This window comes from Streptomyces sp. CRCS-T-1 (genome assembly GCF_024442335.1).
GTDB classification, from domain to species: Bacteria; Actinomycetota; Actinomycetes; order Streptomycetales; family Streptomycetaceae; genus Streptomyces; species Streptomyces koelreuteriae.
Genome location: NZ_CP101651.1, coordinates 4643211 through 4663893, shown reverse-complemented (window position 1 = coordinate 4663893; position 20683 = coordinate 4643211). Strand labels below are relative to the sequence as shown.

Annotated in this window: 20 protein-coding genes; 9 read left to right on the top strand and 11 right to left on the bottom strand. The window is 70.9% G+C overall.

The window, feature by feature from the left end; genetic code table 11:
- Positions 1-64: 64 nt before the first annotated feature.
- The 5 genes from NNW99_RS21250 to NNW99_RS21230 all read right to left on the bottom strand — a co-directional run bounded on the left by NNW99_RS21250 (position 65) and on the right by NNW99_RS21230 (position 6427).
- Positions 65-2251, bottom strand: a complete 2187-nt coding sequence (locus NNW99_RS21250) for a bifunctional polysaccharide deacetylase/glycosyltransferase family 2 protein (RefSeq protein WP_215120714.1) — start codon at positions 2249-2251, stop codon at positions 65-67.
- Positions 2251-2916 carry a hypothetical protein gene (locus tag NNW99_RS21245; protein ID WP_215120713.1) on the bottom strand — a complete coding sequence of 222 codons (666 nt, stop codon included), beginning with the start codon at positions 2914-2916 and terminating at the stop codon, positions 2251-2253. The genes NNW99_RS21250 and NNW99_RS21245 overlap by 1 nt, the downstream gene beginning before the upstream one ends.
- A gap of 80 nt (positions 2917-2996) precedes the next feature.
- A complete protein-coding gene (locus NNW99_RS21240; RefSeq protein ID WP_215120712.1) occupies positions 2997-4517 on the bottom strand; it encodes a cellulase family glycosylhydrolase in 1521 nt (506 codons plus the stop codon).
- Positions 4518-4652: 135 nt separating this feature from the next.
- Positions 4653-5471 (bottom strand): ABC transporter permease, encoded by an 819-nt coding sequence (locus NNW99_RS21235; RefSeq protein WP_215120711.1) that lies wholly within the window; start codon positions 5469-5471, stop codon positions 4653-4655.
- Complete coding sequence (locus NNW99_RS21230; protein ID WP_215120710.1) at positions 5468-6427, bottom strand: ATP-binding cassette domain-containing protein; 960 nt, start codon at positions 6425-6427, stop codon at positions 5468-5470. Before NNW99_RS21230 ends, NNW99_RS21235 begins: the two co-directional genes overlap by 4 nt.
- A 102-nt stretch (positions 6428-6529) precedes the next feature.
- Between NNW99_RS21230 and NNW99_RS21225 the strand changes: the two genes are divergently transcribed.
- Positions 6530-7321 (top strand): TetR/AcrR family transcriptional regulator, encoded by a 792-nt coding sequence (locus NNW99_RS21225; RefSeq protein WP_215120709.1) that lies wholly within the window; start codon positions 6530-6532, stop codon positions 7319-7321.
- A gap of 11 nt (positions 7322-7332) precedes the next feature.
- Here NNW99_RS21225 and NNW99_RS21220 read toward each other — a convergent pair whose 3' ends face one another.
- Positions 7333-8313: a WD40 repeat domain-containing protein gene (locus tag NNW99_RS21220; RefSeq protein ID WP_215120708.1), complete on the bottom strand. Its 981-nt coding sequence runs from the start codon at positions 8311-8313 to the stop codon at positions 7333-7335.
- 129 nt (positions 8314-8442) lie between these two features.
- On the opposite strand from NNW99_RS21220, the gene NNW99_RS21215 reads away from it, so the two are divergent.
- Positions 8443-9117 (top strand): GDSL-type esterase/lipase family protein, encoded by a 675-nt coding sequence (locus tag NNW99_RS21215; RefSeq protein WP_215120707.1) that lies wholly within the window; start codon positions 8443-8445, stop codon positions 9115-9117.
- On the opposite strand, the gene NNW99_RS21210 is transcribed toward NNW99_RS21215, so the two are convergent.
- Positions 9105-9854 carry an aminoglycoside adenylyltransferase family protein gene (locus NNW99_RS21210; RefSeq protein WP_215120706.1) on the bottom strand — a complete coding sequence of 250 codons (750 nt, stop codon included), beginning with the start codon at positions 9852-9854 and terminating at the stop codon, positions 9105-9107. The genes NNW99_RS21215 and NNW99_RS21210 overlap by 13 nt on opposite strands.
- 68 nt (positions 9855-9922) lie before the next feature.
- Between NNW99_RS21210 and NNW99_RS21205 the strand changes: the two genes are divergently transcribed.
- Entirely contained in the window at positions 9923-10915 is a 993-nt protein-coding gene (locus NNW99_RS21205; RefSeq protein WP_215120705.1) for an aldo/keto reductase, read from the top strand.
- Positions 10916-11104: 189 nt separating this feature from the next.
- Here NNW99_RS21205 and thpR read toward each other — a convergent pair whose 3' ends face one another.
- Positions 11105-11677, bottom strand: a complete 573-nt coding sequence (thpR, locus tag NNW99_RS21200; RefSeq protein WP_215120704.1) for an RNA 2',3'-cyclic phosphodiesterase — start codon at positions 11675-11677, stop codon at positions 11105-11107.
- A 25-nt stretch (positions 11678-11702) separates the two neighbouring features.
- Here thpR and NNW99_RS21195 point away from each other — a divergent pair, with 25 nt between their 5' ends.
- Together NNW99_RS21195 and NNW99_RS21190 are read left to right on the top strand one after the other, a co-directional pair.
- Positions 11703-12224, top strand: a complete 522-nt coding sequence (locus tag NNW99_RS21195; protein ID WP_215120703.1) for a GNAT family N-acetyltransferase — start codon at positions 11703-11705, stop codon at positions 12222-12224.
- Positions 12225-12312: 88 nt separating this feature from the next.
- On the top strand, positions 12313-12900 hold the full coding sequence (locus NNW99_RS21190; protein WP_215120702.1) for a Uma2 family endonuclease: 588 nt from the start codon (positions 12313-12315) through the stop codon (positions 12898-12900).
- A 14-nt stretch (positions 12901-12914) separates the two neighbouring features.
- On the opposite strand, the gene NNW99_RS21185 is transcribed toward NNW99_RS21190, so the two are convergent.
- Both NNW99_RS21185 and NNW99_RS21180 read right to left on the bottom strand, forming a co-directional pair.
- On the bottom strand, positions 12915-14297 hold the full coding sequence (locus tag NNW99_RS21185) for an MFS transporter (RefSeq protein WP_215120701.1): 1383 nt from the start codon (positions 14295-14297) through the stop codon (positions 12915-12917).
- A gap of 27 nt (positions 14298-14324) precedes the next feature.
- On the bottom strand, positions 14325-14762 hold the full coding sequence (locus tag NNW99_RS21180; RefSeq protein WP_215120700.1) for a MarR family winged helix-turn-helix transcriptional regulator: 438 nt from the start codon (positions 14760-14762) through the stop codon (positions 14325-14327).
- Between the two features lie 155 nt (positions 14763-14917).
- Between NNW99_RS21180 and NNW99_RS21175 the strand changes: the two genes are divergently transcribed.
- On the top strand, positions 14918-15100 hold the full coding sequence (locus NNW99_RS21175; protein ID WP_215120699.1) for a ribbon-helix-helix protein, CopG family: 183 nt from the start codon (positions 14918-14920) through the stop codon (positions 15098-15100).
- 15 nt (positions 15101-15115) lie between these two features.
- On the opposite strand, the gene NNW99_RS21170 is transcribed toward NNW99_RS21175, so the two are convergent.
- Positions 15116-16567: an NCS2 family permease gene (locus NNW99_RS21170; protein ID WP_215120698.1), complete on the bottom strand. Its 1452-nt coding sequence runs from the start codon at positions 16565-16567 to the stop codon at positions 15116-15118.
- A gap of 117 nt (positions 16568-16684) precedes the next feature.
- Here NNW99_RS21170 and NNW99_RS21165 point away from each other — a divergent pair, with 117 nt between their 5' ends.
- The 3 genes from NNW99_RS21165 to NNW99_RS21155 all read left to right on the top strand — a co-directional run bounded on the left by NNW99_RS21165 (position 16685) and on the right by NNW99_RS21155 (position 20663).
- Positions 16685-16966, top strand: a complete 282-nt coding sequence (locus NNW99_RS21165) for a DUF2530 domain-containing protein (protein WP_215120697.1) — start codon at positions 16685-16687, stop codon at positions 16964-16966.
- Between the two features lie 318 nt (positions 16967-17284).
- Positions 17285-18136 carry a class I SAM-dependent methyltransferase gene (locus NNW99_RS21160; RefSeq protein ID WP_215120696.1) on the top strand — a complete coding sequence of 284 codons (852 nt, stop codon included), beginning with the start codon at positions 17285-17287 and terminating at the stop codon, positions 18134-18136.
- A gap of 133 nt (positions 18137-18269) precedes the next feature.
- Positions 18270-20663 carry an HAD-IC family P-type ATPase gene (locus NNW99_RS21155; RefSeq protein WP_215120695.1) on the top strand — a complete coding sequence of 798 codons (2394 nt, stop codon included), beginning with the start codon at positions 18270-18272 and terminating at the stop codon, positions 20661-20663.
- The last annotated feature ends 20 nt before the right edge of the window (positions 20664-20683 follow it).

Sequence of the window (20683 nt, the reverse complement as noted above, 5' to 3'; positions counted from 1 at the left end):
GACGGCCCCTCGGCCGGGCAACTGAACCCGAACGGCGGCCCGCACCGCACGCCGCCGCGCCCGCTCACATCCGGCGGGTCGAGGGCTGCGGAGGCAGCATCACGTCTCCGCTGCGCTTGAGCCGCTGCCAGGGCAGCCGATAGCCGTTGATCGCGGTCAGACAGGCCTGGGTGAGGACCAGGTACATCACCTGGCGGTAGACGACCTGTTGAAGCGGGAGCGCCCACAGGGGCCGGAGCCGCTCGCCGTCGAGATGGAAGGCGTACGCGGCGCAGACGGCCTGCACCGCCAGCACACCGCACCACGCGAGCACGGTCGTGACCGGGTCGCCGAACACCAGGCCGTACAGGGCCAGGATGTCGATCAGCGGGGCGAGCAGCGGGGTGAGGATCTGGAAGACGGCCAGCAGGGGCAGACCGCGGCGGCCGAAGCGGCCCGCGGTGCCGCGCTCGACCAGCGCGTGCCGGTGCTTCCAGGCGGCCTGCATCGTGCCGTAGCTCCAGCGGTAGCGCTGGCGCCACAGTTCCCGCAGCGAGGACGGTGCCTCGGTCCAGCCGAGCGCGTCCGGGACGTAGCGGATCTCCCACCCGGCCCGGTGCAGGGCCATGGTGAGGTCGGTGTCCTCGGCGAGGGTGTCCGCGCTCACCATCCCGGCGTCCCGCAGGGCCTCGGCGCGGAAGGCCCCGACGGCGCCGGGGATGGTAGGCATGCAGTGCAGCAGGTCGTACATGCGGCGGTCGAGGTTGAAGCCCATGACGTACTCGATGTGCTGCCACCGGCCGAGCAGCCGCCGCCGGTTGCCGACCTTGGCGTTGCCCGCGACCGCCCCGACCCGGGGGTCGGCGAACGGCTGGACGAGGCGGCCGACGGTCGAGGGGGCGAAGACGGTGTCGGCGTCCAGCATGACGACGAGGTCGTGGGAGGCCCGCAGGACACCGGCGTTGAGGGCGGCGGGCTTGCCGCTGTTGGGCTGCCTCACGACGGTGACGTTCCCCAGCGCGAGTGACTCCGCGAGGTCCGCGGTGCCGTCGCGGGAACCGTCGTCCACGACGATGATCTCGACGGGGTGCTCGCTCGCGGCGAGGGAGCGCAGCGTCTTGGGGATGCACAGCCTCTCGTTGTAGGCGGGGATGACGACGCTGACGGGCCGGGTGACGGGCGGGGGCGCCTGCCCGCCGGTGCCGGGACGTGGGCGGCGGGCGTGGTGGCGGGCCAGGACGAGCAGCAGCACACACCGGGCCAGGACGAGCGAACCGACCACCAGCAGCAGCGCGCTGACGGCCGTCACCGCCGTCGACGACACGGTGACGGCGGCCACGAAGACACGGCCGCTCCACCGGTCCACCGTGTCGACGGGGCTGCTGAGGGTCTCGGCGCCGACCAGTTCGGCGAGCGTGGTGAAGCGATAGCCCTCGGCCTGCAGCCGGGGGATCAGGGTCGTGAGGGCCTCGACCGTCTGCGCCCTGTCCCCTCCCGCGTCATGCAGCAGGACGACCGCTCCCCTGCCCCCGGTCGGGGTGGCCGCGTCGGCGATCTCCCGGGCGCCCGGCCGCCGCCAGTCGTTGGTGTCCCGGTCGATGAACGCCAGGACATAGCCCTTCTCGCCCAGGCTCCGGACCAGGGACCACTCCGGGGCGTCGAGGGCGGCGGGGGTCGAGGAGTAGGGCATCCGCATCAGCGAGGTGTGGATGCCGGCGGCCCCGGCGAGCGCGAGCTGGGTCAGGGACAGCTCACGGTCGACGTCGCGCGCGGAGCGGGTGGTCAGGTCCGGGTGGGAGAAGGTGTGCACGCCGATCTCGTGGCCGGAGCGGACCACCCGGCGCAGCACCTCCGGGTACCGGGCGGTCTGCTGCCCGGTGACGAAGAAGGTGCCGGGCACTCCGTAGCGGTCGAGGACGGCCCGGATGCGGGGCGTCCAGGTGGGGTCGGGGCCGTCGTCGAAGGTCAGGACGACGGTCCTGTCCGGTGTGCGATAGGTGCGCAGATGATCGTCGGTGGTGTCGACGACCGGGCCGCCGCCCGCGATCGCGCGGGGGACGCCGGTGTCCGGTCGCCCGCCCGGCCCTTCCTGGTCCCCGGCGAAGCCCCTGGTGGTGTAGCCCTCGACCAGGAGGACCGAGGCGACGAAGGCCAGCAGGATCAAGGGGACGACGATACGGAAGCGATGCCGCGGTGCCAGGGGCGCTCGGGTCCGGCGCGGACCGGGCGGCCTCGATGAGCGGTCGGGTGACCGGTCGGGGCGCCGCCGCATCAGGGGGCCTCGGCCACCGTGGGGTCGGCGGGCGGGGGCGGCTCCGCGACACCGGACGGCGCGGAGGGGCTGGGCGCCGGTGCTGTGGGCTCGGGTGCCGGAGGGGTGGAGGGGGCGGTGGTGGGCGGAGCGGGCGAGGGCGGGGCCGGGGGCGAGGGCGCGGTGGTGTCCGGGTCCGGTTCCGCGGTGGGAGCGGCGGGATCATCGGGGTCCGCGGGCTCTTCCGGTGCGGGTGGCTCCTGTGTCGCCGGGGCCTGCGGTTCCGGGGTGCCGGTGTCGGACGGTGCCGGTGGGCTGCCGGGCACCAGGGGCGGAGCGAGGGAGGGGCCGGGCCCGGCGAGCCCCGGGACGAGCAGCGCGCTGGGACCGGCCGCGTCCGAGGCGTCGCCGGGCGGGGCCAGGGGCGTCCCGCCCGGGGTCTGCGCCCTCGGCGCGGCGGGCGCCGCCACGTCGCCGGGGAGCAGCGACCCCGGGGCGAAGGGCGTCGCCCCCATCAGGCTCAGCCCCAGCACCGCCATATAGGCCGCCGCACAGCCGGCCAGCCCGTAGCCCGCGCGCCGGAGATTGCGCGCACGCCGGCCGGAGGAGTCGACGAACACCGGAAGGCTCGGATCACTCGACGGCTCCTGCCCTGTTTGCCCCGCATCGACACGGTCAGGCGCCATAAAGGTCAGCGTACGCCGCTACGGGGCCGCCGGTCGGCTGGGGCGCCCGGCGAGCACCGGGCGCCCCAGCCGCACCACCCTCAGGTCGCCGTACAGCTCACACTCGGCACCGCCCCGCCCCCGGGCGCTCCGCCCAGGCCGAGGCTCGCCGAACCTCCCACCGGGACGCTCCCGTTGTGCGCGGCGTTCACCGCCGTCACGCTCGCCCCGCTCTGTGTGTACGAGGCGTTCCACATGCTGGTGACCTTCTGCGCGCCGCTCCACGTCCAGGCGACCTTCCACGAGGCCAGCGGCTTCGTGCCCGTGTTGGTCACCTTCACCTCGGCGTTGAAGCCGCCGCCCCAGTCGCTGCTCACCGTGTAGGCGGCGGTGCAGGCGGCCCCGCCACCGGGCTCTCCGGGCCCGCCGGGGTCCGGCCCGGAACCGCCGCCCGCGAAGCCCGGCGCCTTGATCGCCGCGAGGTAGCCGTCCTTGGCGGTGTCCACGGTCTGCCAGTCGTCCTTCAGGATGCCGCCCGTGTCGCCGGAGTTGGGGTTCCAGGACCAGAACGTCCAGTGGAAGCTGTCGGCGCCGGAGCCCGACGTCGACCGCAGATACGTCACCAGCGCGGACAGCCACCGCTGGTCCACCGTCGACTGGAGCGTCGTACCGAACTCGCCGAGCCACACCGGGGCGATGTTCTGCTTGAAGATGTAACCCCAGTACTTGTCCCAGATCCCCGGCATGTTCGCGGGGAACGACGAGTCGCTGAACCAGGGCTGCTGGGCCACCGAGGTGGCGTAGTCGTGGGCCGAGTACACCAGCCGGTTCGGCACGTCGAGCTGGACCGGGTACTGCGCCACGCCCATGAGGTTGCCGCCCCACCAGCCGTTCGTGCCGTTGTACGACTGCACGCCCTCGACCATGATCAGCAGCTCGGGGTTGACCGACAGCACCGCGTTGCCCGCGCGCTGGGCGGCCAGACGCCAGTCACGGGAGGTGTCGCCGCAGCCCCAGCAGGCCGGATCATGGGGCTCGTTGTGCAGGTCGATGCCGACGACGGTGGAGTTGCCCTTGTACCGCGTGGCCAGGGCCTTGAGATTGGCGATCCAGGTCGACTCGGGCACCGACGCCGTGTACCAGAGGGCCGACTGTCCGGCCGCGTCCGGGCGGTGCCGGTCGAGGACGATCTTGAGCCCGGCCTGTCCGGCGTACGCCACGATCTTGTCCAGGACCTGGAGCGAGGTCAGTCCGCGCAGGTCGGTGTTCTTGCCGTCGTAATTGACGCTGTCGGGCATGGTGCCGGACTTGAGGATGTCGTCGCTGTAGGGCATCCGGATCGTGTTGTAGCCCAGCGACTTCATCTGGTCGATCATGCTCTTGTAGTCGCGGGCCCACAGGCCGTGGACGACGTGGTTGGCGGTCTCGAAGCCGAACCAGTTGACACCGGCGATCCGGACGGGCGCTCCGGCCGCGTCCAGGATCTGACGGCCGCTGGTGTGCCAGTAGCCGGCGCCGGCCTTCACATCGACGTCGGCGTCGGCCTGGGCCGACTGCGTGCCGGCCAGCGGTAACAGGAGCGCCGCGGCAACACACAGCGCTCTGCGCAGAGTGCGGAACATGTGGCTGCTTCCTCTCTGACTCTCGGAGGCGCGGCCCCGGAATCGAATGGGAGCGCTCCCATAATGCCGCGCACCTCCCAGGAAACTGACGCACCATGAACACGTCAAGACTCCGGGAGGTACGCGTCGCTCGCGCTACCGGCTGAGCTTCTTGAACCGCCGTACCGCGAGCGGCAGGAAGATCGCCGTCAGGATCACCGGCCACACCCCGGCCATCAGCAGCGCGTGCTGCTCGACCCAGGTGTCACCGCCGACCGGCGTGCCGAACAGCTCGCGGGTCGCCGCCGCCGTGGAGGAGATCGGGTTCCAGACCGCCACCCAGCCCAGCCAGTCGGGCATGAGCTGCGGCGCGACGAAGATGCTGGAGATCATCGTGAAGGGGAAGGCGACCGCGAAGAGGCCGCCCGCCGCCTCCGGGTTGGGCACGATCAGACCGAGCCACACGCCGATCCAGATCAGCGAGAAGCGCAGCCACAGCAGCAGCCCGAACGCCCCGAGGAAGCCCAGCCCGCCGTCCGGACGCCAGCCCATGGCGAGCGCGGTGAGCATCATGATCGCCAACTCGGCGCAGGCGACGATCAGATCGGTGACCCCGCGCCCGGCCACCACCGCCGAGGACGACATCGGCATGGAGCGGAAGCGGTCGATGACGCCCTTGGTGGAGTCGTACACCACCACCGTGGCCGTGTTGATGAAGCCGAACGCCATGGTCATCGCGAACATGCCCGGCATCAGGAAGTCCTGGTAGTCCCCGCCGCCGGGCACCTTCATGGCGCTGCCGAAGACATAGCCGTAGAGCAGCACGGACAGGATCGGGAAGCCGAGCTGCCAGGCGATGTTGACGGGCTGGCGCTGGTAGTGGGTCAGGCCGCGGCGGACGATGTTCCAGCAGTCGGAGAGCAGCCAGTACGTACCGCCGCGCGTGCTCGGCGTGCTCAGGTCGATGGCGCTCACGCCGCGGCCTCCTTCTCGGTGCGGTGTCCGGTCAGACGCAGGAACACATCGTCGAGGCTCGGCCTGCGCAGCCCGATGTCCTCGACGCGGACGCCCTCGTCCTGGAGGGTCCGCGCCACCTCGGTGAGCGCGGTGACCCGGTCGACGACGGGGGCGTGCACCCGCAACTCGGTCTCGTCCGCCTCGGGTTCGCCGTCCGTGACCCGGGCGACGACCTTCACCACCCGCGGGATCTCGGACCGCTCGGCGACCACGACCTCGATCCGGTCGCCGCCGACCAGGTTCTTCAGCCCGTCCGGGGTGTCGTCGGCGATGGCCCGCCCCTGGTCGATGACGGTGATGCGCGAGGCGAGCTTGTCGGCCTCCTCCAGATACTGCGTGGTCAGCAGCACCGTGGTGCCGCCCGCCACCAGTGCCCGTACGGACTCCCAGACCTCGCCCCGGCTGCGCGGGTCCAGGCCCGTCGTCGGCTCGTCGAGGAAGAGCACGGCCGGCGCGAGGATCATCGACGCGGCGAGGTCGAGGCGGCGGCGCATACCGCCGCTGTACTTGCCCACGCCCTTGTCGCCGGCGTCGGCCAGGTCGAACTGCTCCAGCAGTTCACCGGCCCGGACCCTGGCCCGCTTGCCGCCCAGATGGAACAGGCGGCCGAACATCTCCAGGTTCTGCCGGCCCGTGAGCACCTCGTCGACCGCCGCGTACTGCCCGGTGAGCCCGATCCGGGCCCGGACCTCGCGCGGCTGCCGGGCCACGTCGAGCCCGGCGACCGTCGCGCTGCCCCCGTCCAGCCGGATCAGCGTGGACAGGATGCGCACGGCGGTGGTCTTGCCCGCGCCGTTCGGCCCGAGCAGACCGTGCACCGTGCCCTCGCGCACGGCCAGGTCGAAGCCGTCGAGGGCGCGTTTCTCGCCGTACCGCTTCTCCAGCGCCTCGGCCCGTACCGCGTATCCGTCCATGCCGCCCTCCCGTACCCGGCTCGCCAACTCTGAACTGAGTACAGCGTACCCTATTACGCGTACGACGTACCCAGTTTTGTTGCGGACCTCTAAGCTGACCCCATGACGAGCGGTGCGAGCGGTACGAGCGGTGCGGGCAGTACGGAGACCAGCGGCAGCGGCGACATCACCCGCACCCTCGAACTGTTGTGGGACACCGGACGCCGCCCGAGCCGGGGCCCGAAGCCGACCCTGACCCTGGACCGGATCGTGGAAGCCGCCGTCCAGTTGGCGGACGCCGAGGGGCTGGGCGGGCTCTCCATGCGCCGCGTAGCGGCCGAGCTCGGCACCGGCACCATGTCGCTGTACCGGTACATCCCCGGCAAGAACGAGCTGCTCGACCTCATGCTGGACCGGGTACAGCGCCCCACCGGCGAACTCGCCGGCCCGGACGACGGCTGGCGTGCCGCCCTGGAGGCGGTGGCCCACGAGAACCTCGCCCGCTACCGCCGGCACCCCTGGCTGCTCCAGGTCAACCAGTCCCGCCCGATCCTCGGCCCGAGCGCCCTCGACGGCATGGAGAGGATCCTCACCCGGATCCGCCCCATGGGGCTCACCGACCCCGAGCTGGTCTCGGTGATCATCATGATCGACGGGTACGTCGTCGGGGCCGCGCGCACGCAGGTGCACGAACAGGAGGCGGAGCGCCGGACGGGCCTGACCGACACCGAGTTCTGGCAGGCGCAGGTACCGGTCCTGGAGCAGGTCATGGCCTCGGGCCGCTACCCGGTCATGGCCTCACTCTCCGAGGACGCCTTCGGCACCGACTTCGACCACTTCGAGTTCGGGCTGCAACGGATGCTGGACGGGCTGGACGTCGTCGTGGCGCGACGCGGCGAGTCGGCCCCCTCCTAGCCCCGGGCGCCCTACCGCCGCCGTCGCCTCAGCCCCCGCATCCCGAACAGCACGGCACAGGCCACGGCGACGGCGATGGCCCCGTTCTTGAGATTCCCGCTCAGCCCATCGCCACCGCCACCGTCCGAAGCGGCGGAACTACCGCTCCCGGAGGCCGATCCGGACCCGCCGGCCCCGGGAGCGTCCTGCGGCTCCACGGGACTGTCGGCCCCCTCGGCGCCGTACATGAGCTTCTTCCCGTCGGCGGTGTAGGTGACGGACTCCCCCTGCCCGAGGAACGGCACACCGAGCCGCGCCTTCTTCTTGATCTTCCCGCCGTTCCAGTCGTACGCGATCGCCCCGAAGTAGCTGCGTACGACGAGGTGTTCGGCGTCCGGGGAGAGCGTGGCGTCGGTCGCCTCCAGGTCGGGAACGGCCGCGACGGGACGGAAGACGTTGCTCCCGGTGGGAGAGAGCTCGGCCGGCCCCTCGTACAGATGCCCGCCCTTCTCGTTCTTGTCGACGATGTAGACGCGGCCGGTCTTCGGGTGCACGACCAGCGACTCGGCGTCCCGCGCGCCGTCGGAGTACTTCACGACGTACTGCCTGGCCCGCACCGTCTGGTCGCGCAGATTCTTCGGCTCGGGCAGCCGGTAGATCCACACGTACGGCCAACTGCCGCCGAGGTTGTCGCCGATGTCGCCGACGTAGACCTGGTTGTCGGGCCCGATCGAGATGGCCTCGACATCACGCGGGCTGCCCACCCCGGCCATGGTGACCGTGGCGACCGTCTCGCCCGTGGCGCTGTCGACGGCGTAGAGATACGCCCCGTCGTCGCTGTCGTTGTGCGTCCAGTAGATCCCGGGGTGCTGCCGGGAGGCCGCCAGACCGCTGGACTCGGTGATGCGCGGATCCTTGATCGTGAACTCCTCGTCCCCGTCGGCGGCGGAGGCGGGCACGGCGAAGGCGCCCACGAGGAGAGCCGCGGCGAGGAAGACGGTCGGTCTGCGCATGCCCCAAGACTGCCATCCCGCTCCGCGGTTCACCGGGCACCGCCCACCACTCACCCCCCGCGGCCCGCGTGGCCCGACTCACACCCCGTCCGGCAGCCCGACCCTCCCGTGATCCTCCATGATGAGCGGATGCTCAGGTTCATGCCCGTAGGTGACTCCATGACGATCGGGAGCACGGGCGAACACACGTGGCGCTACCGGATCTGGCAGCACCTGTGCCGTTCCTACGGCGCGCCCTGCACCCTCGTCGGCCCGCGCGAGACGCTCTACGACAAGCTGGACGAGGCCCCGACGTCGTACGCCTACGCCGAACCGGACTTCCCCCGTGCCCACTTGGCCGGCTGGGGCGAGGGCTGGCTGCACATGGCCCCGCTGATCGGCGAGGCGGTGCGCTCGACGCGCGCGGACATCCTGCTGGTCTCCCTGGGCCTCATCGACCTGGGCTTCTACACGAACGCCGAGCAGACCGCCGAGAACGTCCGGGCCTTCGCGGCCGAGGCGCGGGCGGCGAACCGGCGGGTGCGGATGGTGTGGCTGCCGGTCACCCCGAACGTACGAGCCCAGACGGACGCGGCGTTCGCCACCGAGGTCGCCCGCTTCAACGAACTGCTGGCGAAGACGGCCGCGGACCTCGACGAGCCCGGCTCCCCCATCCTCCTGGCCTCGACCCCGCCGTCGTACGACATCCCCACCGACACCTACGACGGCACGCACCCGGGCCCGAGCGGCGAGCACAAGATCGCGGCGGCCTTCGCGGAGGCGATGTACCAGGCGTGGGACCTGGGCGAGCCCTACGAGGCGTAGCTCTCGGCGATCCCCCGCACCAGGAACTCCGCGCAGGCCCGGGTCTCCAGACCGTCCCAGCACTCGTCCGCCTCCCCGAGATAGACGGCCCGGGCCCGGGCGAGCACGGCCCGGTGCCCGGCGGGCAGCCGCCCCAGCACCCACGACGCCGCCGCGTCCTTGGAGCGGATGTCCCCGGTGACGAGGGTGGTCCAGATCCGCGCGAGGGTGAGCAGCACGTTGCGGGTGTCGGAGTCCAGCTCCCCCATCAGCTCCGGCACACCGGCGACGACGGCCCGCCTGAGGTCGGCGTGCGGCACCACGTCGATCAGCTCGCCGGGCGGCGGCCCGTACACCGGCGCGTCGGCACGCAGCACCATGGTGAGCAACGGCGCCAGATCAGGACTGGCCTCCGGCCCCGGAATCACCCCCCGCTCATACTCCTCCCGCAACCAGTCGCCGTAGAGAAAATCGCAGGTCGGCGGGTACCGCCAGGGCCGCACCTCGTCCCGCACGACGACGACCAGCTCGACATACCGCCGCCCACCCACACCGGACACCGCGAGCAACTCCTCGATGATTTCCCGCCGTTGCACAGGCCTCACGGACTCCCGCACGACGGCCAGGACGTCGATGTCACTGTGCGGCCGCAGCCCACCGAGGGTCGCGGAGCCGTGAAGGTACACCCCGAGAAGACTGTCGGGCAGGGTCCGACGAAGGAGCCGGACGAGCTGACGGGGGTCGGGCTGGTCTGGCACGGACGCGCCTCCTGACGTGAGTCGTACGTGCTTGCCTAGAGCGCACTCCACATCGCTAGCGTGCACCCATGAAGTACACGCAGCTCGGACGCACGGGACTCAAGGTCAGCCGGCTCGTCCTCGGCACCATGAACTTCGGTCCGCAGACCGACGAGGCCGACAGTCACGCCATCATGGACGCGGCGCTGGACGCGGGCATCAACTTCTTCGACACCGCCAACGTGTACGGCTGGGGTGAGAACAAGGGCCGTACCGAGAGCATCATCGGGAACTGGTTCGCCAAGGGCGAGGGACGGCGCGAGAAGGTCGTCCTCGCCACGAAGGTGTACGGCCACATGGGCGGCGACGGCCCGGCCTGGCCCAACCACGACAAGCTCTCCGCGGTCAACATCCGGCGGGCCGTGGACGCCAGCCTCAAGCGGCTCCAGACCGACCACATCGACGTCTACCAGTTCCACCACATCGACCGGGACACCCCGTTCGAGGAGATCTGGCAGGCGATCGACGTCCTGGTCCAGCAGGGCAAGATCCTCTACGTCGGGTCGTCGAACTTCCCCGGCTACAAGATCGCCCAGGCCAACGAGATCGCCGCCCGGCGCGGCGGGACCATCGGGCTGGTCAGCGAGCAGTGCCTCTACAACCTCGCCGAGCGGCGTGCCGAGATGGAGGTCATCCCGGCCGCGCGGGACTACGGGCTCGGGGTCATCCCCTGGTCGCCGCTGCACGGCGGTCTGCTGGGCGGCGTGCTCAAGAAGGAGGTCGAGGGCGGCCGCCGTGCCTCCGGCCGGGCCGCCGACGCCCTCGCCGACCCCGCCTCCCGCGCGCAGATCCAGGCCTACGAGGACCTGCTCGACAAGCACGGCATCGAGCCCGGCGAGGCCGCCCTGGCCTGGCTCCTCACCCGCCCGGGCGTGACCGGCCCGATCGTCGGCCCGCGCACGGCGGGTCAGCTGGAGTCCGCCCTGCGCGCGGCCGACCTGGAACTCTCCGAGGATCTCCTGACCGGCCTCGACGAGATCTTCCCGGGCCCGGGCCCGAGCCCGGAGGCCTTCGCCTGGTAGCGCACCTCCAGGGGCGCGGGGCTGAATCCGATCTGCGGCTCCACCGCAGATCGGAAGGCAGCGGACAGCAGTCCCCCGCCCCTGCCCGGCTACCTACCGAGCGCGGAAGCCAGGGCGACAACGAGAAACATCAGCACGAGCACACCGGCCATGATCCGGTTACGGGTTTTCGGGTCCACGGCACCGAGCCTAACCGGCACCCCCGAGCGCCCACCGACCGACCGCCTCATACCGGGGCTGCTCCCCCGGAACCCCCGACGTCGGCAGATTGCTCCGCACCAGCGCCAGCTCTCCCACCGTCCAGGTCCGGCCGGTGAACCCGGCCAGGGCGTCCAGGCACGGGCGCACGTCCCGCGCCTCCCGGCTCCTCGCGATCGTCAGATGGGCCTTGTACCGCCGGTGCTCCCCCATCGCCACCCCCGCCTTCCGCGCCGCGGCCTCGGCCCGCTCTGCCAGCAGCCGCAGGGTCGCCAGATCACCCTCGGCCCCGGCCCACAGCGCCCGCCCGTGCCCGAACTGACCGCCGCCTCGTACGGCCAGCGAAAAGGGGTCAGTACGGCGCGCGGCCCGCTCCAGCCGCTCCGACAGCTCGGGGACGAGACCGTCGTCGACCTCCCCGTAGAACGCGAGCGTGAAGTGCCAGCCGGGGCGGCCGGTCCAGCGCATGCCGTCGGCGCCGGGCAGCCCGCGCAACGCGTCGACCACGGAGCCGAGTTCACGGCACACCTCGTCGGGGGGCAGCACGGCCGCGAAGAGTCTCATGGACCCAGCCTGGCACCATGAGGCCATGCGGATCACCATCCGGGACGGCGGGCCCGACGACATTCCCGCGATACTCGGCATGCTCGACGGCTGCGTGGAATGGCTGGTCTCCCAGGGCCGCACGGGGCAGTGGGGGACCCGGCCCCTGTCGCAGAGCCCGAAGACGGTGGAGTCGGTCGGCCGGTACATGGCGGAGGGGAACACGTTCATGGCCGACGTCGACGGCGTCCCCGCCGGCACCCTCACCCTCACCGACTCGGCGGGCGCCTACCTTTCCCACCTCCCCCAGCCCGGCGAACCCGAGCGCTACATCCACTGGCTCGCCTCCGACCGCCGCTTCCAGGGCCACGGCGTGGGCAGCGCCCTGCTCGCCCACGCCGCCGAGGAGACCCGCCGGGCCGGAGTGGGCCTCCTCCGGGTGGACTGCTACGCCGGCGACGACGGCAAGCTCGTCCGCTACTACGAGGCCAACGGCTTCACCCGCACCGCTGCCTTCACGGTCGGCGAGAACAACTGGCCCGGGCAACTACTGGCCCGCAGGGTGTAGCCCCCGGCCCGCCCCCAGCCGGAGCCGGGCGTGTCCCGGTCACCGTGCGTATCGTTGTACTGCGCGGCAGCCGGGGTACGGCGCCACGGTGACCGTCCTCGCAGACAGGATCGAGATGGCCGACAGCAGCGGCGACCTCACCCTCAACGTGATGTTCGACTGGGTGGAGAAGATGCCCGCCCCCGAGGGCTACAAGGTCGAGATCGTCGGGGGGAACATCTTCCTGGCGCCTCAGCGGGACACCCACTGGGACATCATCGCGGACATCTACGACCAGCTGCGCACCAAGTATCCGCGCAAGCGCCTGAAGTCCGACGTCCGCGTCGACTACCCGGGCCACCTCAACGGCTTCGCCTCCGACCTGACGCTGATGGCCGAGGGCGCTGCGAAGAACGCCAAGAACCTGTGGCGCTACGAGGACGTCGAGTTCGTCGCCGAGGTCATCTCCAGGAAGACCGCGGCGAACGACTACGGGCCCAAGAAGGACGCCTACGCCGCCGCCGGTGTGCCGGTGTACCTGATCGTGGATCCGTACACCGGCCGCTGGCACCTGCACACCAAGCCCAAGGACGGCGAGTACCGGGGCAAGCTGAGTCTGGACTTCGGGGACGAGGCGGACCTGACCGGCACCGTGGTCGGCCTGCTTCTGGAGACCGGCGAGTTCCCCCGAGACTGACCCCGACCAGCCCCCTACGCCGCCGGAGCCAGCGCCTCCTGCTGCTCCCGGGGCACGAACCGCACCCGTGGGTGGCCCTGATGCCAGCCCACCGACAGGCGCAGATTGCCGACGCGGGCCAGGATCAGGCCGATCACGGCCGCCGCCACCGCCGCCACCGCGCCGCCCGCCGCGAGGCCCACCCGGGCGCCGTACGTATCGGTGATCCAGCCGACGATCGGGGCGCCGACCGGGGACCCGCCGAGGAAGACCATCATGTAGAGGGCCATGACACGGCCGCGCATGGCCGGGTCGGTGGACATCTGGATGCTGGTGTTCGTCGTGACGTTGACCGTCATGCCGAACAGGCCCAGCGGAACCATGAGCAGGGCGAACAGCCACAGCGTCGGCGTCGTCGCCGCCACGATCTCCAGCGCCCCGAAGACCATGGCCGCCGCGATCAGCAGCCGCAGCCGGGCCGTACCGCGCCGCGCGGCGAGCAGCGCGCCCGCGACCGAGCCGACCGCCATCAGCGTGTTGAACATGCTGTAGGCGCCGGCGCCCGCGTGGAACACGTCGTCCGCGAAGGCCGAGAGGTAGACGGGGAAGTTGAAGGCGAAGGTGCCGACGAAACCGACCAGGACGATCGGCCAGATCAGCTCCGGGCGGCCGGTGACATAGCGGACGCCCTCCCTCAGCTGCCCCTTGCCGCGCGGGGCGCGCTCCACGGCGTGCAGCTCACGGGCGCGCATCAGCAGCAGGCCGGTGAGCGGCGCGACGAAGGACAGGCCGTTGAAGAGGAAGGCGTAGCCGGTGCCGACGCCGGTGATCAGCAGACCCGCGACGGCGGGGCCGACCAGCCGGGCGGACTGGAAGTTGGCGGAGTTCAGGCTGACGGCGTTCTGCAGCTGCCCGGGCCCGACCAGTTCGGAGACGAAGGACTGCCGGGCCGGGTTGTCGACGACCGTGGCCAGACCCATCACGAAGGCGGCGACGTACACGTGCCACACCTGGACCTGGCCGGTGAGGGTGAGGACCGCGAGGGCGAGGGCGGTGAGGCCCATCGACGACTGGGTGACGAGCAGGGTGGGCCGCTTGCGCAGGCGGTCGACGAGGACACCGCCGTAGAGGCCGAAGAGGAGCATCGGCAGGAACTGCAGCGCGGTCGTTATGCCGACGGCGGCGGAGGAGCCGGTGAGGCTGAGGACCAGCCAGTCCTGGGCGATGCGCTGCATCCAGGTGCCGATGTTGGAGACGACCTGCCCCAGGAAGAACAGGCGGTAGTTCCTCACCTTCAGGGAGGAGAACATCGAGGACTTGCGAGCGGACCGGGCGTCGGAGGCGGGGGCGTCGGGGGTGGGCGGGGAGTCGTGGGGATCAGGTGCGGGGACGGAAGCTGCTCCGGGTCCCGTACTCAACAGGGTTCGCCTCCTTGCTGTGACGACTTACAGGTGCGCGAGCTTCTCCAGCACGGGGGCGGCGGCGCGGAGTTTCGCCCACTCGTCCTCGTCGAGGTCCTCGACCAGCGTGGCCAGGAACGCGTTCCGCTTGCGGCGGCTCTCCTCGAGCATCGTTTCGGCCTGCTCGGTGCGCGTCACGACCTTCTGGCGCCGGTCCTCGGGGTGCGGCTCCAGACGGACCAGCCCCTTCGCCTCCAGCAGCGCCACGATGCGGGTCATCGACGGCGGCTGGACATGTTCCTTACGGGCGAGCTCGCCCGGTGTGGCCCTGCCGCAGAGGGACAGGGTGCCGAGCACCGACATCTCGGTGGGGCTGAGCGACTCGTCGACACGCTGGTGCTTGAGCCGACGGGACAGCCGCATCACGGCGGATCGGAGGGAGTTCACGGCGGCTACGTCGTCGCCATGGCTGAGGTCCGGCATGTTCTTTAGCGTAACTCATTACTCTCGCTAAAGAACACCGGGGACACGCAGAAACCCCCGTGACCCTGGCCACTTACCCGTGACATCACTCATATGGGTGACGCGACGGCGGAACGCGCCCCGCCGCACCGAAGGATGCCGCGACCCTCATGCCCATGGGGACCAGCGTGCTCAGCCTGCGAATAGACCACGAACTGCTCGACCGGCTCCGGCACCATGCCGCGAAAAGGGGAATGAGCGTCCAGGACTATGTCGTCCGGACGCTCATTCGAGATGACTTCGACGAACGGTTCCAGGCCGCCGTCGAGGAGACGGAAAGGTTCTACGGAGTCACCTGAGAACCGGGCCCCGGCTCACGTAAGACCCAGCGCGGGCATCAGGTAGTAGAAGGCGAAGACCGCCGCCACCGCGTACATCGCGGCCGGAACCTCCCGGCCCCGGCCGGCCGCCAGGCGCAGCACCGCGAAGGTGATGAAGCCCATGCCGATGCCGTTGGTGATCGAGTACGTGAACGGCATCATCAGCATCGTCACGAAGGCCGGGATCGCGATCGTGTAGTCCGCCCAGTCGATCTCCTTGATCGAGCCGGACAGGATCAGGAAGCCGACCGCGACCAGGGCCGGGGTGGCGGCCTGGGACGGCACCATCGTGGCGACCGGCGTCAGGAACAGGGCGAGGGCGAAGAGCCCGCCGGTGACGACGTTCGCGAGGCCGGTACGGGCACCCTCGCCGACCCCGGCGGTGGACTCGACGAACGCGGTCGTGGCCGAGGAGGAACTGGCACCACCGGCGGCGACCGCGAAGCCGTCCACCAGCAGCACCTTGTTGATGCCGGGCATCTGCCCCTGCGCGTCCGTCAGCTTCGCCTCGTCGGAGACGCCCATGATCGTGCCCATCGCGTCGAAGAAGCACGACAGCAGCACGGTGAAGACGAACAGCACGCCGGTGAGCATGCCGACCTTCTCGAACCCGCCGAACAGACTGACCTGCCCGACCAGCCCGAAGTCAGGACTGGCAACAGGATTCCCGGGCCACTTCGGAGTGGTGAGCCCCCAACTCGGAACATCGACCACGGCCTCGATCACAACCGCCACCACCGTCATGGCCACGATCGAGATCAGGATCGCGCCGGACACCTTGCGCACGATCAGCGCGAGCGTCAGCAGCACCCCCAGCACGAACACCAGCACCGGCCAGCCGTTGAGATGACCGTCGCCACCCAGCTGCAGCGGCACGGTCGTCTGCGCGGCATCCGGGATCCGCGAGACGAACCCGGCGTCGACCAGCCCGATCAGCATGATGAACAGACCGATACCGATGGAGATGGCCTTGCGCAGCCCGAAGGGCACGGCGTTCATGACCCGCTCGCGCAGCCCGGTCGCGACCAGCAACATCACGACGAACCCGGCGAGAACCACCATGCCCATCGCGTCCGGCCAGGACATGCGCGGGGCGAGCTGCAGCGCGACGACGGAGTTCACACCCAGCCCGGCGGCGAGCGCGATCGGCACATTGCCGATGACGCCCATGAGAAGGGTGGTGAAGGCGGCCGTGAGGGCCGTGGCGGTGACCAGCTGCCCGTTGTCGAGCTGATGGCCGTACATGTCCTTCGCGCTGCCGAGGATGATCGGATTCAGCACGATGATGTAGGCCATCGCGAAAAAGGTGGCGAGACCGCCTCGGACCTCACGGGGCAGAGTGCTGCCCCGCTCGGAGATCCGGAAGAAGCGATCGAGTGCGCCGTACGTGGGCCCGGCTCCCGGCTGTTCAGGGGCGGGGACCTGGGCGGGAGCCGAGGACGACATGTGTTTGGTGTTTCCTACGAAGAGAAGTGGTCAAACGCAAACCGTTTCAGTATGAACATATAGACCCCCGAACGACCATCTCCGCGCGTAGACCTGATCGCCTCGTAAGCTGTCCCCATGGCGAAGTGGACCCCCAGGCACGAGGCGCCGGAGCCCCTGGAGGGCCCCGTGGTCGCCACCATCATCGGCGGCACGATTCTGTGGTTCCTCCTCTTCCTGATCCAGCTCCCCTTCTATGGCTGGTTCGACGACCACGGCCACACCTGGTGGATCTGGACCTGCCTGGCCGGAAGCGGCCTGGGCCTCCTGGGCATCTGGTACGTCCGCAAGCGCGACGCCGCGATCAAGCGAGCCACCCAGGACCCACCGGAGCCCCACACGACCCCGTCGGCCCCGTAGAAGGGCCAGCCGGGACGGGCCCGCACCCGCGCACGGCGAGCAGGGGACGTGTCGGGGGGTGTCCGCCCGCAGCGGTTGGCGCGTCAACGAACAGCTAATCGGTCCCCGACCCCATCGCGCCGTTCCGAGGACGGACACCCCCCGACGCGGCCCCGACCCACCACCCACGGCGTAGGCGCGGACGCGCACCCCCACCAAAGCCGCACAGGCCGCCGCAGGCACGGGGCCCCAGCCTCCTCCGACAGGACACGCCGCCACCCCCTCCCTACGCTCAAGAGGAGGCGGCGAACGCCCGGCCCCGCGGTGAGGAGCGCAGCCATGACGACGCAGGACAGCGCGACAGCGACCGACCGGACCCTGAAGGCCAAGCACCGCGCGATGTGGGCCCAGGGCGACTACCCGTCCCTCGCCGCCGAGGTCATCCCCGGCCTGGGAGCGGTCCTGGTCGAGGCATGCGGGGTACACCCCGGCCAACGCGTACTGGACGTCGGCGCCGGCAGCGGCAACGCCGCGATCCCCGCGGCCCTGGCCGGCGCGGACGTCATCGCCTCCGACCTGACCCCGGAACTGTTCGGAGCGGGCCGCCTCGCGGCCGAGAAGCAGGGCGCGGACCTCACCTGGCAGGAGGCCGACGCCGAGGACCTGCCCTTCGCCGACGCGGCGTTCGACACCGTGCTGTCCTGCGTAGGCGTCATGTTCGCCCCGCACCACCAGCAGGCCGCCGACGAACTGGTCCGCGTCTGCCGGCCGGGCGGCACCATCGGCCTCCTGAGCTGGACCCCCCAAGGTTTCATCGGCCGGATGTTCGCCGCGATGAAGCCGTACGCGCCCCCGCCCCCACCCGGCGCCCAGCCGCCCCCGCTCTGGGGAGACGTGAACCACGTACGCGCCCTCCTCGGCGACCGCGACCGGGTCACGGACGTCCACACCGAACGCGGCACCGCCAGGGTCGACCACTTCGCCACACCCGAGGCCTTCCGGGACTACTTCAAGGAGCGCTACGGCCCGACGATCACCGTCTACAAGAACATCGCCGACGACCCCGACCGCGTCGCCGCCCTGGACCGTGCCCTGGTGGACCTCGGCCGCGACGGCGACCTGGGAACGGGCCCGGACGGCACGATCCTGGAGTGGGAGTACCTCCTGCTCACCGCCCGCCGAGCGGGCTGACGCGACGGCGCGGCACCAGGGTCCGACGGCGTACAACTGCCGTACGACCAGGGCACGACACCCCTCCTCCCCAGGTCGGATCTTCCCCACATTCAGCAGGTGAAGCGGCAAATCCGCACGTACCGTCGAATGCATGACGCATCTCGACGCGGGTGCCCGGCTCGACTCCGCACGACCGGCACAGGTCACCTCCCCGGTGACCGGCCTGACCGGTGCTCAGGTCGCCGAGCGCGTGGCGCGCGGCCAGGTCAACGACGTACCCGTGCGCAGCAGCCGCTCCACCGTCGACATCGTCCGCGCGAACGTCTTCACCCGCTTCAACGCGATCATCGGCATCCTGTGGCTGATCATGCTGGTCGTGGCGCCGATCCAGGACAGCCTGTTCGGCTTCGTGATCCTCGCCAACACCGGCATCGGGATCGTCCAGGAGTGGCGGGCGAAGAAGACGCTGGACTCCCTCGCGCTGATCGGCGAGGTGCGGCCCACCGTCCGCCGGGACGGGGACGCCACGCAGGTCAGCACGTCCGAGATCGTGCTGGACGACCTGATCGAGATCGGCCCGGGCGACAAGGTCGTGGTCGACGGCGTGTGCGTCGAGGCCGACGGCCTGGAGATCGACGAGTCGCTGCTCACCGGTGAGGCCGACCCGGTGGTCAAGAGCCCCGGCGACCAGGTGATGTCGGGGAGTTTCGTGGTCGCGGGCGGCGGGGCGTTCCAGGCGACGAAGGTCGGGCGGGAGGCGTACGCCGCCCAGCTGGCCGAGGAGGCCTCGCGTTTCACCCTCGTCCAGTCCGAGCTGCGCTCCGGCATCTCCACGATCCTCAAGTACGTGACGTGGATGATGGTCCCGACCGCGATCGGCCTGATCATCAGCCAGCTGTTCGTGAAGGAGAACGCCTTCGACGACTCCGTGGCCCGCACGGTCGGCGGCATCGTCCCGATGGTCCCCGAGGGCCTGGTCCTGCTGACCTCCGTGGCCTTCGCCATCGGCGTGATCCGCCTCGGCCGCAAGCAGTGCCTGGTCCAGGAGCTGCCCGCGATCGAGGGGCTGGCCCGGGTCGACACCGTCTGCCTGGACAAGACCGGCACCCTCACCGAGGGCGGCATGGACGTCACGGAGCTGCGGCCGCTGCGGGACGCCGACGAGGCGTACGTACGACAGGTCCTGGCCGCCCTCGGCGAGTCGGACCCGCGCCCGAACGCCTCCCTGAAGGCGATCATCGACGCCTACCCGGACGGCGAGCGCTGGCGCTGCACCCAGGCGCTGCCCTTCTCCTCGGCGCGCAAGTACAGCGGCGCCGCGTTCGCCGAGACCGGCGGCGAGACGAGCACCTGGCTGCTGGGCGCGCCGGACGTCCTGCTGCCCGACGACGACCCCGCCCTGGCCGAGACCGGGCGGCTGAACGAGCAGGGCCTACGGGTGCTGCTGCTCGCCCGGGTAGAACGGGACCTCGACGACACCGACGTGACCGAGGGCGCGAAGTCCACCGCCCTGGTCGTCCTGGAGCAGCGGCTGCGCCCGGACGCGGCGGACACCCTGCGCTACTTCGCCGACCAGAACGTCCGGGCCAAGGTCATCTCGGGCGACAACGCGGTGTCGGTCGGTGCGGTCGCCTCCAAGCTCGGGCTGTCCGGCACGACCGTGGACGCCCGGCGGCTGCCCGCCGACGACGACGGCATGGCCCGGGCCCTCGACGACAACACGGTGTTCGGGCGGGTCACCCCGCAGCAGAAGCGGACCATGGTGGGCGCGCTGCAGTCCCGTGGGCACACGGTCGCGATGACGGGCGACGGGGTGAACGACGTCCTCGCCCTGAAGGACGCCGACATCGGGGTGGCGATGGGCTCCGGCTCGGAGGCGACCCGGGCGGTGGCGCAGATCGTGCTGCTGAACAACAGTTTCGCGACGCTGCCGTCGGTGGTGGCCGAGGGGCGCCGGGTGATCGGCAACATCACGCGTGTGGCGACGCTGTTCCTCGTCAAGACGGTGTACTCGGTGCTGCTGGCCGTCCTGGTGGTCTGCTCACAGGTCGAGTACCCGTTCCTGCCACGCCACCTGACCCTGCTCTCGACGCTGACGATCGGCGTCCCGGCGTTCTTCCTCGCGCTCGCGCCCAACAAGGAGCGGGCGAAGCCGAACTTCGTACGGCGGGTCATGCGGTATTCGATCCCGGGCGGGGTGGTGGCCGCGGTGGCGACCTTCGCGACGTATCTGATCGCCCGGGAGCACTACACGGGCGCGGGTGCGCTGGACGCGGAGACCAGCGCGGCGACGCTGACGCTCTTCCTGATCTCGATGTGGGTCCTGGCGATCATCGCCCGCCCCTACACCTGGTGGCGCGTCGCCCTGGTGGCTTCGATGGCCGGGGCGTTCCTGCTGGTCCTGGTGGTGCCGTGGCTCCAGCACTTCTTCGCGCTGAAGCTGGTCGGCATGACGATGCCGTGGATCGCGGTCGGCATCGCGACGGTTGCGGCGGCCACCCTGGAACTCACGTGGAGGTGGGTGGACCGCCGCTTTCCCGCTTAGCGCTCGGCTTCGGGGCGCGT

Excerpts from the sequence above, each read along its gene's own strand:
- NNW99_RS21250 (WP_215120714.1), bottom strand. The coding sequence starts at position 2,251 with ATGCGGCGGCGCCCCGACCGGTCACCCGACCGCTCATCGAGGCCGCCC.
- NNW99_RS21245 (WP_215120713.1), bottom strand. The coding sequence starts at position 2,916 with ATGGCGCCTGACCGTGTCGATGCGGGGCAAACAGGGCAGGAGCCGTCG.
- NNW99_RS21240 (WP_215120712.1), bottom strand. The coding sequence starts at position 4,517 with ATGTTCCGCACTCTGCGCAGAGCGCTGTGTGTTGCCGCGGCGCTCCTG.
- NNW99_RS21230 (WP_215120710.1), bottom strand. The coding sequence starts at position 6,427 with ATGGACGGATACGCGGTACGGGCCGAGGCGCTGGAGAAGCGGTACGGC.
- NNW99_RS21225 (WP_215120709.1), top strand. The coding sequence starts at position 6,530 with ATGACGAGCGGTGCGAGCGGTACGAGCGGTGCGGGCAGTACGGAGACC.
- NNW99_RS21220 (WP_215120708.1), bottom strand. The coding sequence starts at position 8,313 with ATGCGCAGACCGACCGTCTTCCTCGCCGCGGCTCTCCTCGTGGGCGCC.
- NNW99_RS21215 (WP_215120707.1), top strand. The coding sequence starts at position 8,443 with ATGCTCAGGTTCATGCCCGTAGGTGACTCCATGACGATCGGGAGCACG.
- NNW99_RS21205 (WP_215120705.1), top strand. The coding sequence starts at position 9,923 with ATGAAGTACACGCAGCTCGGACGCACGGGACTCAAGGTCAGCCGGCTC.
- thpR (WP_215120704.1), bottom strand. The coding sequence starts at position 11,677 with ATGAGACTCTTCGCGGCCGTGCTGCCCCCCGACGAGGTGTGCCGTGAA.
- NNW99_RS21195 (WP_215120703.1), top strand. The coding sequence starts at position 11,703 with ATGCGGATCACCATCCGGGACGGCGGGCCCGACGACATTCCCGCGATA.
- NNW99_RS21180 (WP_215120700.1), bottom strand. The coding sequence starts at position 14,762 with ATGCCGGACCTCAGCCATGGCGACGACGTAGCCGCCGTGAACTCCCTC.
- NNW99_RS21175 (WP_215120699.1), top strand. The coding sequence starts at position 14,918 with ATGGGGACCAGCGTGCTCAGCCTGCGAATAGACCACGAACTGCTCGAC.
- NNW99_RS21170 (WP_215120698.1), bottom strand. The coding sequence starts at position 16,567 with ATGTCGTCCTCGGCTCCCGCCCAGGTCCCCGCCCCTGAACAGCCGGGA.
- NNW99_RS21165 (WP_215120697.1), top strand. The coding sequence starts at position 16,685 with ATGGCGAAGTGGACCCCCAGGCACGAGGCGCCGGAGCCCCTGGAGGGC.
- NNW99_RS21160 (WP_215120696.1), top strand. The coding sequence starts at position 17,285 with ATGACGACGCAGGACAGCGCGACAGCGACCGACCGGACCCTGAAGGCC.
- NNW99_RS21155 (WP_215120695.1), top strand. The coding sequence starts at position 18,270 with ATGACGCATCTCGACGCGGGTGCCCGGCTCGACTCCGCACGACCGGCA.